9 protein-coding genes are annotated in these 12439 nt (G+C 67.5%); 5 read left to right on the top strand and 4 right to left on the bottom strand.

Translation table 11 applies throughout. The features are described from left to right. Positions 1 to 19 precede the first annotated feature (19 nt). From Poly30_RS07160 to Poly30_RS07150, 3 genes are read right to left on the bottom strand one after another with little or no spacing between them, the layout of a single operon-like run. Complete coding sequence (locus tag Poly30_RS07160; protein ID WP_145195728.1) at positions 20 to 685, bottom strand: HAD family hydrolase; 666 nt, start codon at positions 683 to 685, stop codon at positions 20 to 22. Further along, positions 682 to 2898: a 3-hydroxyacyl-CoA dehydrogenase NAD-binding domain-containing protein gene (locus Poly30_RS07155; RefSeq protein ID WP_145195726.1), complete on the bottom strand. Its 2217-nt coding sequence runs from the start codon at positions 2896 to 2898 to the stop codon at positions 682 to 684. The genes Poly30_RS07160 and Poly30_RS07155 overlap by 4 nt, the downstream gene beginning before the upstream one ends. After that, entirely contained in the window at positions 2895 to 4211 is a 1317-nt protein-coding gene (locus Poly30_RS07150) for a thiolase family protein (RefSeq protein WP_419191074.1), read from the bottom strand. The genes Poly30_RS07155 and Poly30_RS07150 overlap by 4 nt, the downstream gene beginning before the upstream one ends. Before the next feature lie 319 nt (positions 4212 to 4530). Between Poly30_RS07150 and Poly30_RS07145 the strand changes: the two genes are divergently transcribed. From Poly30_RS07145 to Poly30_RS07125, 5 genes are all read left to right on the top strand, one after another. Further along, positions 4531 to 5187 (top strand): TetR/AcrR family transcriptional regulator, encoded by a 657-nt coding sequence (locus Poly30_RS07145; protein WP_145195722.1) that lies wholly within the window; start codon positions 4531 to 4533, stop codon positions 5185 to 5187. A 19-nt stretch (positions 5188 to 5206) separates the two neighbouring features. Further along, complete coding sequence (locus Poly30_RS07140; RefSeq protein WP_419191072.1) at positions 5207 to 7819, top strand: acyl-CoA dehydrogenase; 2613 nt, start codon at positions 5207 to 5209, stop codon at positions 7817 to 7819. Then, positions 7819 to 8082: a GIY-YIG nuclease family protein gene (locus Poly30_RS07135; protein ID WP_145195718.1), complete on the top strand. Its 264-nt coding sequence runs from the start codon at positions 7819 to 7821 to the stop codon at positions 8080 to 8082. Before Poly30_RS07140 ends, Poly30_RS07135 begins: the two co-directional genes overlap by 1 nt. A gap of 320 nt (positions 8083 to 8402) precedes the next feature. After that, the gene (gene aroF, locus Poly30_RS07130; RefSeq protein ID WP_419191071.1) at positions 8403 to 10439 is read left to right on the top strand and encodes a 3-deoxy-7-phosphoheptulonate synthase; all 2037 of its coding nucleotides are present in this window, start codon (positions 8403 to 8405) and stop codon (positions 10437 to 10439) included. Further along, entirely contained in the window at positions 10436 to 11578 is a 1143-nt protein-coding gene (locus Poly30_RS07125; protein ID WP_145195714.1) for a pyridoxal phosphate-dependent aminotransferase, read from the top strand. The genes aroF and Poly30_RS07125 overlap by 4 nt, the downstream gene beginning before the upstream one ends. Here the strand turns inward: Poly30_RS07125 and Poly30_RS07120 are convergent. Further along, positions 11541 to 12119 carry a hypothetical protein gene (locus tag Poly30_RS07120; RefSeq protein ID WP_419191405.1) on the bottom strand — a complete coding sequence of 193 codons (579 nt, stop codon included), beginning with the start codon at positions 12117 to 12119 and terminating at the stop codon, positions 11541 to 11543. The two genes, Poly30_RS07125 and Poly30_RS07120, sit on opposite strands and share 38 nt — an antisense overlap. Positions 12120 to 12439 lie beyond the last annotated feature (320 nt).

The following is a 12439-nucleotide window of genomic DNA, read 5'->3' as shown; positions in this document are numbered from 1 at the left end:
ATAGAACAGCGAGCCCGGATCAAACAGCCAGGTCGAGCACCGGCCAGCCTAGCTCGGCCGCCTTCTTCGCCAGGCCGTGGTTCGGATGAACCGCGACCGGTTCCCCCACGGCCGCCAGCGCGTCCATATCGCTGCGCCCGTCTCCGTACATCGCGCAATCCGCCGGGTCGACTCCGCGCTGCTCGCAGTAGGCCCGCAGCGCGATCTCCTTGCCTGGCCCGGTGCAAAATTCCCCGACCACCTCACCGGTGAATCGACTCCCTTGCACCTCCATTTGCGTGGACAGCAGCCCGTCCAGCCCGAGAAGCTCGAGCAGAGGCGTCGTGACGACCTGGTTCGTGGTCGTGAGAAGAACGAGGTGACCGCGCCGCTCGCGCGCTTCCTCCAGCAGCGCTCGCGCGCCGCGGAAGAGCATCGGCATCACGTGGCTGACCGCATGCTCCGCAGCCAGCGCCATGGTCTCCGCCACCGAGCGATCGCGATAGATCTCACGCAAGAGCGCTCGATAGGGCACCTGCCAGGGCTCCCCCGCCATGTACGCCGCGTTGATCGGAGCCTTCGCTTCCTGGACGCCGTCGGGGAGGAGACCCCGGACGTCCATGAAATCGATGAACGACGAATCGCTGTCGCCGTTCACGAGGGTGTGATCGAGATCGAAGAAGGCGATCCCGGAACGGGTACTCATGCGCTCTTCTTCGCCTTGGACGGACCCGTCTCGTGGAAGGAAAGCTCGGAGAACGCCATCTCGCGCAGACGCTCGGTGGGCTCGAAGCGCTGGACCGATCCCGCGCCGCGGGCCTGGACGTCCTTCATGCCGCGATGCTTATCCATCAGCGCCACGACCCGCTTCGCGCCGACCGCGTCCGCGTACTTCAGTAGACCGCCGCGGAACGGAGCGAAGCCCGTACCGAAGACCGTGGCGAGGTCGAATTCCTGTGCGGTCGCCACGACGCGCTCCTCGAACGCTCGGGCCCCTTCGCCCATCATCGCAAGCACGATCCGCTCGACGATCTCCTCGTCCGACATCGACATCGCCGAGGTCCCGCGCTGAAACTGCGCCAGGTCATCCATGAGCTCTGGCTTGCCCTTGCCCGTGTGGTCGTAGAAGCCGCGGCCCGACTTCTTGCCGAGGCGCGTGGGCTTCATCATGCCGGCGATCGCGTCGCACGGCGTCATGCGAGTCCCGTAGCCTTCGTGCAGGGACTTCGCGGCGTGGGCCGCGATATCGAGGCCCACCTCGTCGAGGAGCTTGAACGGCCCCATCGGCATCCCGAACTGCAGCAGCAGACGATCGATGCGCAGCGGGCTGACGCCCTCGACGAACAGGCGCACCGCCTCGTCGAGGTACGGGCCGAGCAGGCGGTTCACGAGGAACCCGGGGACATCCTTCGTGACCACCGGCGTCTTGCCGAGCTGGATCGCGAGCGCGGCCGTGCGCGTGACCGTCTCGTCCGAGGTTTGCGCGCCGCGAACGATCTCGACCAGCGGCATCGCCTTGACCGGATTAAAGAAGTGCATGCCCACGACGCGCTCCGGCTGCGGCAGCGCCTCTTGCATTTCGGTCACGCTGAGCGACGACGTGTTCGTTGCCAGGATCGCATCGTCCGCCATGGCCGCCGCGAGATCGCCGAAGACCTTCCGCTTGACGCCCATGATCTCGGCGACGGCCTCGACGGCGATCTCCGCATGCCCGACGCCTGTGATTCCCACGGAGACGGAGAGCCCGTCGATTGCGGCGTCGGCCCGGCTCGGCGTCAGGCGCTTCCGCCTGAGCTTCTTCGCGATGTCCGCGCGATGCGTGATCGTCGCGCCGTCGAGCGCCGCCTGGTTCAGGTCGCAGAGACGCGTCGTGAGCCCTTTCTCGGCCATGAGACTCGCGATGCCCGCGCCCATGACGCCGCCGCCGACGACGGCGCCGGCCGTGAACTTCGCCGGCGACGTTCCGTCGGCGAACTGCCCGAGCTTCTTCGCGGCTTCCGACGCGAAGAAGATCGACACCAGGTTCTTCGAGATCTTGCCGGTCGCGAGCTCGGCGACGGCGTCCGCCTCCAGCGTGGCCGCTTCGGTGAGCGACTTCCCGTGCGCGTTCAGCACGAGGTCGAGCGCGCGATAAGGCGCGGGATAGTTCCCGTGCGCCTTCGAATCGACCTGCTTCTTCGCCTGGTTCCGGATCACGGCTTTCGCGAGCGGATTCCTGTCGACGAGCCACGACTTCGCGCCGCGCGTCTTCTTCTTGATCCGGATCCGGCCCATCGCGATGTCGGCCGCGATGCGATGCAGATACTCCTCCTTGGTGAGTCGGTCGACGATGCCCAGCTGGAAGGCCTTCTTCGCAGGATAGAGCCTGCCCGTCAGGATCGCGTCGAGCGCGGTCGGCACCCCGACGCGCCACGGCAATCGGTGCGACCCGCCCCATCCTGGGATGATCCCGAGCATGGTCTCGGGCAGGCCGATCTTCGTCTTCGAGCTGTCGGTGGCGAGGATGACGTTGCAGGAAAGGCTCAGCTCCAGGGCTCCGCCCGGCACCGGCCCACCCACCGCCGCCACGGTGCGGGCCGCTAGCCGCTCGATCCTGGCGAAGAGCCCGTGGACGGCGAGAACCGCCTTGCGTACGACCTCGGGGTCCGTGATCTGCGCGATCGCCTCGACGTCGGCGCCCGCGAGGAACTGATCCGCGCGACGCCCCGTGATGACGATGCCCTCGAGCGAATCGTCGCCCTCGAACTCGGTCACCGCGGCGTCGAGATCGCGGAGCAGCGGCGCGTCCAGCACGGGAAAGCTCTTGTGCGGAGACAGGATCGTGAGAACGGCGAGACCGGGCTCGGGCCGCTCGATCTTCAGGCACTCGCCCGGCGCGGGCGCGTTCTCGGGGCTCGGAAATTGGCTGAGGTCGATCATCGGTCGATACGCTCCAGGAGCACGGCGCCGCCTTGGCCACCGCCAATGCAGAGGGTGGCGAGGGTCAGTTCGTGGTCGCCTACTTCGAGTTCATGGGCGGCCGTGAGGAGCAGGCGCGCGCCCGTCGCTCCCACCGGGTGACCGAGCGCGATCGCACCGCCGTTCACGTTGGTCTTGTCGAGGTCGAGCTCGCCGATCGCGCCGCCGGAGCGGCCCATGGTCTTCTCGGCGTAGTCGGCGCTCTCGAAGGCGATCTTGCAGCCCAGCACCTGGGCAGCGAACGCCTCGTTCAGCTCGATCGCACCGATGTCCTTCATCGACACGCCAGCCTCGTCGAGCACCTTCGCGGTCGCGTGGACCGGGCCGAGGCCCATGCGCCGCGGATCGCAGCCCGCCCAGGCCCATGCCTTGAGGCGAGCGAGCGGCTCGAGCCCGAGTTCCTTCGCGCGGTCCCGCGTGGTCACGACGAGCGCGCCCGCGCCGTCGGTGATGCCGCACGCATTCCCGACCGTGACGACGCCGTCCGGCTTCTCGAAGTAGGGCCGGAGTTTCGCGAGCTTCTCGGGCGTCTGCCCGTCGCGGATCGAGTCGTCGTGGATCAGCGAGAGCTGCCCGGGACGTGCACCCAGGGGCAGGATCGGCAGGATCTCGAGATCGAAGCGCCCGGTGTTTCGAGCGTGCTCGGCGCGCTGGTGGCTGCGCGCCGCGTACAGATCGCACTCCTCCCGCGTGATGCCGAAGTCGCGCGCGATCAGCTCGGCCGTCTGGCCCATGAGCATGTCGACGGTCGGATCGTTCAGTCCCTCGAGCAGCGCCGCCCGCGGCGCCAGGAACGAAGGGCGGAACTTCGCGAGCGCGCCGAGCTTCTGCACCGGCGATTTCGCCTTCATCAGCCCCGAAAACACGCCCGTCATCTTGTCGTTGAACATGAGCGGATAGGCGCTCATGACCTCGACCCCCATCGTGAGGTAGAGGTCGCCGATGCCCGCCATGATGGAGGTGGCGGCGCTCGTCACGGACTCGATGCCCGAGGCGCAGTTCCGGGCGACGGTCCGGGCGGGGACGTTCCGCGGGATGCCGGCGCGGAGTGCGATCACCCGGGCGATGTTCGCCTGATCGTGGGGCGGGCCCACCGAGCCGACGATCACCTCGTCGAAGGCGCCCGGGTCGATCCCCGTCTGCACGAGGAGTTCACGGGCGACCTGGGCACCGAGGTGCCCGGCGTCCTCCTTGGCGAAAGCGCCGCCTGCGCGCGCCCAGGGAGAGCGCAGACCGGCCGCGAGAACGATCTCGGGGCCTCGGGAGTGATTCACCTGAATCATGATGGAGGTGGCCGGACGGGTGCGGGAGCCGAGTAAGACGGCCCACGTCCGGGCGTTGTGCGTGGTTGGCGCCAGAAGTGCGGCGGAAAGGCGGTGGAAGTGCGGCGACGACTGACAGGAAGTCGCATTCTGTCGCGGAAAGGCCCCTGGATGGTCAGGGTCCCCATCAGCGGGTTGAATACATAGAACAAATCTCGGTCAGATCCGCTCTTAGAGTTTACAGCGTCAACTGGGAATGGCCGATGTCCTACAAGCTCTCCCGCTGAGTTCGACTCAGTCGCCTCCCTTGAGCTAACAATCGCAATTTCCTATGCCCGACCCGCAGCGAGCCACAGGCACCGACCTGAAGCAAGCCATCCTGGACGAAGCGCGACGCGTCCTGGAGGAGAGCGGCTATACCGCGATTTCCACGCGACGGATCGCCAGCGCAGTCGGGTGCACGGCGACGAGCATCTACCTCTACTTCAAGAGCAAGGACGCGCTCATCTACGCGCTGATCGAAGAGGGGTTCGAGGAACTCAACGCCCGGATGATGCGGGCCGTCAAGGGCGAGGGCACCATCCAGGAACGCCTGGAGCGCGCAGCCGACGCCTACATCCGCTTCGGCCTCGACCAAACGCCCTACTACGAGATCATGTTCACGCTCCGCGCCGAGCAGATGGAGCGCTATCCGGCCGCCTCCTACCGCCGCGCTCGCGCGACGCTCGACGCCTTTGCCCAGGTCGCCGAGATGGAGCCTGAACTCGGACTCCTGGCCGGCACGACCATCTGGTCCGGTCTCCACGGCCTGGTCTCGCTCCTGATCGCCAGACGGATCGATATCCGCATCGATCGAGAGGCGCTGATCCAGCACACCATCCACGCGACCTGCACCGCAGCGCTCGCGCAGAAGAACGCTTCTGCCCTTCCTTCCAGTCCCGACGCAGGGACCCCTAACGCCACGTCCAGCCCGCCCCTGGCGGGCTAATCCCATGACCCTTCTCGCCATGACACTTCCGATTGCGCTACTCGGATTCCTCCACGCCGTCTCCTGGCCGTGGCTCATCCTCGCAACGCTCGTCACCGCGCTGACGCTCGGCTACGTCTCGGCCCCCATCCTCGCCTGGACCGTCTTCGGCGGCATCCTTGCGCTGGGCCTCTTCTCCTGGCCCTGGGTCCTGGCCTACGCCGCCGTGATGACGGTGTTCAACCTGCCGAAGCTCCGCCGCGCGCTCGTCTCCGCCCCGGTGATGAAGACGATGAAGGCGCTGAAGTTCCTTCCGGTCATCTCGGAGACGGAGCGCACGGCGCTGACCGCGGGCACGGTCTGGATCGACGGCGAGCTGTTCAGCGGCAAGCCCGACTGGAACCGCACGCTCAACGAGCCCTACCCCGACCTCACGGACGAGGAGCGCGCCTTCATCGACGGGCCCTGTGAAGAAGTCTGCCGCATGACGGACGACTGGAAGGTCTTCCAGGAGCGCGACCTGCCCGAGAACGTCTGGCAGTACCTCAAGGACCACGGATTCTTCGGCCTCATCATCCCGAAGGAGTACGGCGGCAAGGGCTTCTCGGCCTCGATGAACAGCGCGGTCGTCCAGAAGCTCAGCTCCCGTTCGGGCGTCCTCGGCATCACGGTCATGGTGCCGAACTCGCTCGGCCCGGCCGAGCTTCTCACGCACTACGGCACGCCTGCGCAGAAGGATCACTACCTCCCGCGCCTCGCCAACGGCACGGACATCCCGTGCTTCGCGCTGACCGAGCCGGACGCCGGCTCCGATGCCGGTGGCATGAGCGCGAACGGAGAGATCTTCGAGCGTGACGGCGAGTTCTGGGTCAGGCTGAACTGGGACAAGCGCTACATCACGCTGGCGGCCATCTCGACGGTCCTCGGCCTCGCTTTCCGCCTCCGCGATCCCCAGAACCACCTCGGCAAGGGCGAGAACTGCGGCATCACCTGCGCGCTCATTCCCTCCGACACGGAAGGCATCGTGCTCGGCAAGCGCCACGACCCGCTCGGCGTTCCGTTCTACAACTGTCCCACCGAAGGCCACAACGTCGAGGTCAAGCTCGATGATGTCGTCATCGGCGGCCGCGCTGGCATCGGCCAGGGCTGGCGCATGCTGATGGAGTGCCTCGCGGCTGGCCGCGGCATCTCGCTGCCCGCTTCGGGCGCCGCGAGCGCGAAGATGATGGCCCGCATCGGCGGCGCCTACACGGCGGTTCGCAAGCAGTTCGGCCTGCCGATCGGCAAGTTCGAAGGCATCGAGGAGGCCCTCGCCCGCGTCGGCGGCAAGGCCTACATCCTGGAAGCCGCGCGTCGCACGACCTGCGGCGGCCTCGACGGCGGCGCCAAGCCGGCGGTCGTTACAGCGATCGCGAAGTACAACTTCACCGAGCTGGCCCGTGAGTGCGTCAACGACACGATGGACATCCTCGGCGGCAAGGCGATCTCGATGGGACCGCGCAACCCGATCGCCCACGCCTACATGGCCACGCCGATCAGCATCACGGTCGAGGGTGCCAACATCCTGACGCGTACGCTGATCATCTTCGGTCAGGGCGCGATCCGCTGCCACCCGTACGCCTGGGACGAGGTCGTCGCCGTCGAGAAGAACGACAGCGCCGCCTTCGACAAGGCATTCTTCGGGCACGTGGGACACGTCGTCCGCAACCTGTCACGCTCCGTCGTCCTCTCCTGTACGCGCGGTATGTTCGCATCGGCGCCGGTCACCGGCCCCGCCGCACAGTACTACCGCAAGCTCTCGTGGGCGTCCGCGTCCTTCGCGACGATGGCCGACATGGCGATGGCGATGCTCGGCGGCGACCTCAAGCGCCGCGAGGCGCTCACTGGCCGCTTCGCGGACGTCTTCTCGAACCTCTACCTCGGCAACGCGGTGCTCCGCCGCTTCGAGGCCGAGGGTCGCAAGAAGGAGGACCTCCCCTACCTGCACTACGCGATGCAGCACTGCCTCGCCGAGATCCAGAAGGGCTTCGACGGCATCTTCCGCAACTTCAGCGTGCCGGTCGTCGGTTGGTTCTTCCGTTACCCGATCGGGTTCTGGTCGCGCATGAACTCCATGGGCACCGGCCCCGGGGACAAGACGATGCAGCAGGTCGCCCAGGCCATGCAGGTGCCCGGCGAACAGCGCGATCGCATGACGACGGGGATGTACATCCCGACGGCCCTCGACGAGACGGTGGGCCAGATGGAGCACGCGCTGAAGCTCTGCACGGACGCGGATACGATCCAGAAGCGGATCCGGGAAGCGGTCAAGAAGAAGCAGCTCCAGAAGAAGGCTCCGGCGCTCATGCAGGCCGATGCGCTTCGCCTGGGCATCATCACATCGGCGGACGCGGACCTGATGGCCCGCGCCGAGGAAGCGCGCCACGCCGTGGTCGCGGTCGACTCCTTCACGCTCGAGGAGTACGCGGAGCGAGGCCTGGAGCCGACGGTCCCGATGGGGCTGCGACGCCTGGAGGACGCGCCGAAGAAGGCTGGCGCGAAGCCGGAAGCGGAGTCGAAGGTCGAGTCGGCGGGCGAGTCGGAAGGCGATTCGGAAGCGAAGGCGTCCACGGAAGAGACGTCCGACTCCAAGTCGGACGGCGACGCGGCCTGATGACCGAAGAGCTGGCCAGCGACTGGTTCGTCTACGTCCTGCAGTCCGAGGCGAGGTCCGTGACCTACGTCGGGATCGCGCGGGACGTGGACGCCCGACTGGCCCAGCACAACGGGGAGGTGCGCGGCGGGGCCAAGTCCACCCGCGCCGCGCGCCCCTGGAAGCTCGCGCGGACCGAAGGGCCCTATCCGTCTCGCGGTGAGGCGCAGGTACGGGAGTACGCGCTGAAGCAGCTCCGCGGCCCCGCCAGGCTTCAGCCATAGTGAACTCGCCCATGGTCATCTCTCTGGACCAGGAAACCCACGTTTCAGGGATGGCGAGTTCGCCCACGCGCGACTACCGTCGGGCGAGATGGCGTTGAACCTCCCCGACCACTCGGCCTCCTCGGCCGTGTTTACGAGCCCCTTCGGTTTTACCGAGGGGGTCAGTCGGGAAGGTGGAGTCGAAGACTCCCGGGCGAACACTCGCCCCTGATCATCACCGTTCCCGATTCGGCCCACGCGCAAGCGAAGGGCCGGACGTCGGATCTTCTGCGCGCGGGCTCGAAACCAAAATTTCGACCACCATGCCCCCGGAAGTTCCCATGGACGCCACTGATTCGCCGCTCGACGGCGCCGCCGTCACCGATTCGACCCCACCCAGCCTGTCCGAAACCCGGCGACAGATCGACGAGGCGGATCGAGCACTGGTCGCGGCCCTTCGAGCCCGCCTCGACGCCGTGCGAAGGATCGGCGCGGCGAAAGAAGCGTCCGGCACCGCGCTCGTCGATCGGTCCCGCGAGGCCGAGGTGGCGGGCCGCTGGACCGCACTCGCGGAAGAGGCCGGACTGAATCCCCACGCCGCGGGCCGCGTTCTGCGCGAGGTCCTGCACTGGTCCAAGCGAGAGCAAGAACTCGAATGGCAGGTGAACGCCCCCACGCGCGTTCGCGTCGCCTACCAGGGAGCCCGCGCCGCGAACGGCGACCTCGCGGCCCGACAGCTCATGGGGCTGCGACGAACGCCCGTCGACACGGTCGGACTCAGCACGTTCGACGCGGTGATCGCCGCGCTCCAGGCAGGCGACGTCGACTACGCCTTCGTCCCGGTCGAGAACTCCATCGTGGGCAGCATCGAGGCCGTGAACTCGCTCCTGCTCCAGTCCCAGCTGCACGTCGTCGACGAGGAGAAGTGGGACGTGGAGCACGTGCTGGCGGCCCGGGAGGGCGCGACCCTCGCCGGCCTCCGCCGAGCGCTCTCGCATCCGGTCGCGCTTCGCCAGTGCCGCGGCACGCTGGTCGACTCACTCGCGCTCGAGTCCGTGGAGGTCTGGGACACCGCGGGCGCCGCGGAGATCGTCGCGGCTTCCGACGACCTGACCCAGGCCGCCGTCTGCCCGCGTGGCGCCGCCGAGGCGAACGGTCTCGTCGTCCTCCGCGACGACGTTTCGGATCACCCTGGCAACTGGACGCGCTTCCTGCTCCTCGGCACCCGCCCCGAGAAGAACGCCGCGGGCGTGCCCTCGCGGACGACCCTGAGCTTCGTCGCGGATCACGGCGTCGGCTCCCTCGCTCGCTGCCTCGCGGCGTTCGAGAGCGAGGGCATCAACCTGACGCGTCTCTCGAGCCACGTGCTGGCTGGCCGCCCTGGCCAATACGGGTTCCTCGTCGATCTCGAAGGTCACGTGGAGGACGAGCCCGTGGGCCGCGCGCTCGTGGCCATGCGAGCGGCGTCCCGCCAGCTGACCATCCTGGGCAGCTATCCGGATCGATCGCGCGGCCGGGAGATGCCGATCATGAAGGTGCGGCAGAAGAACGCCGAGCCCCCCGTGAGGCACGCCCACGCCCTTCCCACCGCGATCTTCAGCGGACGCCGGCAGCTTGCCGGAGTTCACCTGGACGCCACCCGCTTCGTTTTGATCGCCGGCCCCTCCGCCGTGGAGAGCGCCGCCCAGGTCGAAGCGGCCGCCACGATGGTGCGCGAAGTCGGCGGATCGCTCCTGCGCGGCGGAGCTTTCCAGCCTCGAACCTCGACCGACTCGTTCCAGGGTCTTGGGATGGAAGGCGTGAATCTGCTCGCCAGCGCGGGCCGACGACACGGACTTCCCGTCGTCACGGAAGTGCTGCACGCAAACGTCCTCGACGCCATCGCGGCGCGCGCGGACGTCCTTCAGATCGGCGCGCACAACATGCAGAACTTCGAGCTCCTGCGCGCCCTCGGGCGGATCGATCGCCCGGTGCTCCTGAAGCGCGGAATGAGCGCGACGATCGACGAGTGGCTACATGCAGCCGAGACCATCCTCGCCGCCGGGAACCATCAGGTGGTCCTCTGCGAGCACGGCATCCGGACCTTCGAGACGAGCACGCGCGCCACGCTCGACCTCGCCGCGATCGCGATCGTGAAGGAACGGACGAATCTCCCCGTGATCGTCGATCCATCCCACGCCGCCGGCCGCCGCGAACTCGTCGTCCCGCTCGCGCTCGCCGCTGCCGCAGCGGGCGCCGATGGCCTGATCGTGGAGTGCCACCCCGACCCCGAGAACGCGCTTTGCGACAGGGAGCAAGCCCTCACGCGCGACGACATGCTACGCCTCGTCGATGGCCTCGGCCCGATCCTGGCGGGCCAGGGGAGGACGCTGGCATGAGCCCTGAACTCTCTCCCCGACTGCGCGACATGGCGGGCTCCGCCACCAGTCGCGCGGCGAGCGCTCCGCGCCAGGAGGGCGCGCAGCCCTGGATCGATCTCGCCGTCGGCTGTCCGGACTGGGAGCCACCGCGGGCGTGCATCGAATCCGCAGCGGCCGCCTGCGGTCCCCGCGTCCCTTATCGAACGCCCGGAGGCGATCCGGACCTGCGCCAGCGACTCGTCGAAGAGTCCGCGTGGAACGCCGGCGGTGGCGACATCGACTGCGTGCTGACGACGGGCGGCAAGGAAGCTCTCTTCCTCGGCCTGGGCGCGATCCTCGTACCGGGCGACGTGGTCCTCGTGTGCGCGCCCTACTGGCCGTCGTTCCTCGAGCAGATCCGCGCCTGGGGCGGCGTACCGCACGTGATCCCAGAAGGTCGTGATGGCCTGCCTCAGCTCCATGCCCTCGCGAGCGCTGCGCCGCGGGCGAAGGCAATCATCGTGAACACGCCGTCGAATCCCTCGGGCAGGATCTGGCCGACGGCGCGGTGGCAAGAACTCTCGAAGCTCGCTCACCGAGAGGACCTCTGGGTCGTCCTCGATGCCGTCTACGGCGGCCTGGCGTACTCCGAACGATCCTGCGTACAGAATGGGCTTCCCACCGCGCTGCTCGCCCGGACCCTCGTCGTCGACAGCGGTTCGAAGAGCTACTCGCTTCCCGGCCTGCGGATCGGCTGGGCCACCGGCCCCGCGCGCTGGATCCAGGCGATGCGATCACTCCAGGACGCGTCGTCCACTCACCCCTCCCTCGCGGGTCAGGCGGCGCTGAGGGCGGCTCTGGACATCGACCCGGACTGGTCGAGCGGCGTGCGCGCTCGCCTCCAGCAGCGAGCCGAGGCGCTCTGGAAGGCCGTACAGGCCTCGAAGTCGCTCACCATGCGACTTCCCGAAGGCGGGCTGTTCGGCCTGATCGAGCTGCCTGCCGGAACGGACGACCGCGACTTCGTGCGGCGTCTGGCCGAGGAGCAGCAGGTAGCGGTCATCGCGGGCTCCGCCTTCGGCGCGCCCACCACACTCCGCGCGGCGCTGACCGTGGATCCCGAAGGACTGCGGGAGGCGGTCAGGCGCATCGAATGCGTGGTAGAGCGACCGTCCTGAGGCTGCCCTCGCATGAGAGGAGCGGGAACGCGTCAGCTCGTGAAAGGAAGAAGGTAATCGACATCGCAGGCATGTTCGTTGCCATGAGCACCGTGTCGTTGGCCGAAACGGAGAGGGAGGACGCGGAGCACTGGGCATTGGCTTGAAACCGCTGGACTCCGGAACTCCTGCCAATGCGACCAAGGAAGCGGAGGAGGCGGGAGGGTCGAGGGGGCGCGGCGCCCCTGCGAGGGATGGAGGGTTGGAAGTACGCGAGCTTGGGCCTGGCCTCCGCCTTGGAAGACGTCGGCAAGAAGTCGAGTCGCGGAGGCGAAGAGTGGGAGTCACGAAGCCGTTCCGCAAAACCGCCAAAGGACATCGCGCTCGAACAAGGATCCAGAAACCCCAACCCGGTATTCAAACTCGCCATCCCCTTCGAAAGGTCACCGGAGTTCTCCGCCTCCGCGATCAGGTGCACGTGGTTGCTCATCACCGAAAACTCCACGATCCGAATCAGCTTGCCCTGATTCACGCGCGCAATCGCCGCCCTCACCACCGCCATCTCTTCTTTCTTCCGAAGAGACCGAAACCACATCTTCAGCTTGATGGTGACATGGGCCACCCGCGAATCCTTCCTCCTCTTCGGCCCACGCCGCTTCTTCGGCACCGCAAAACCAAACACGGCCTGCAAAACAACCGCCCCGCCATGCGCGATTCCGCCATGCAAACCCATAGCCCAAACGAGCCAATCCATCAACCCTGAATGGCCTCCAAACTACACTTTAAAGCCAACATGCTGCACTTTAGCCAAATCTGCCATCCGCCCCAAAACAGTATGCTCGGCAGACCTTTCCCACCGGCCGACTCGCACTCCGCGCCCCC

This window comes from Saltatorellus ferox (assembly GCA_007751475.1).
Lineage (GTDB): Bacteria > Planctomycetota > UBA1135 > UBA1135.
The sequence above is the reverse complement of the archived record's forward strand: the minus strand, read 5'-3'. Positions and strand labels throughout refer to the sequence as shown.

Bases quoted from the DNA above. Each gene is read 5' to 3' on its own strand.
- Poly30_RS07120 (WP_419191405.1), bottom strand. From the start codon at position 12,119: ATGGCGGTGGTGAGGGCGGCGATTGCGCGCGTGAATCAGGGCAAGCTG.
- Poly30_RS07145 (WP_145195722.1), top strand. From the start codon at position 4,531: ATGCCCGACCCGCAGCGAGCCACAGGCACCGACCTGAAGCAAGCCATC.
- Poly30_RS07140 (WP_419191072.1), top strand. From the start codon at position 5,207: ATGACACTTCCGATTGCGCTACTCGGATTCCTCCACGCCGTCTCCTGG.
- aroF (WP_419191071.1), top strand. From the start codon at position 8,403: ATGGACGCCACTGATTCGCCGCTCGACGGCGCCGCCGTCACCGATTCG.
- Poly30_RS07135 (WP_145195718.1), top strand. From the start codon at position 7,819: ATGACCGAAGAGCTGGCCAGCGACTGGTTCGTCTACGTCCTGCAGTCC.
- Poly30_RS07125 (WP_145195714.1), top strand. From the start codon at position 10,436: ATGAGCCCTGAACTCTCTCCCCGACTGCGCGACATGGCGGGCTCCGCC.
- Poly30_RS07155 (WP_145195726.1), bottom strand. From the start codon at position 2,898: ATGATCGACCTCAGCCAATTTCCGAGCCCCGAGAACGCGCCCGCGCCG.
- Poly30_RS07160 (WP_145195728.1), bottom strand. From the start codon at position 685: ATGAGTACCCGTTCCGGGATCGCCTTCTTCGATCTCGATCACACCCTC.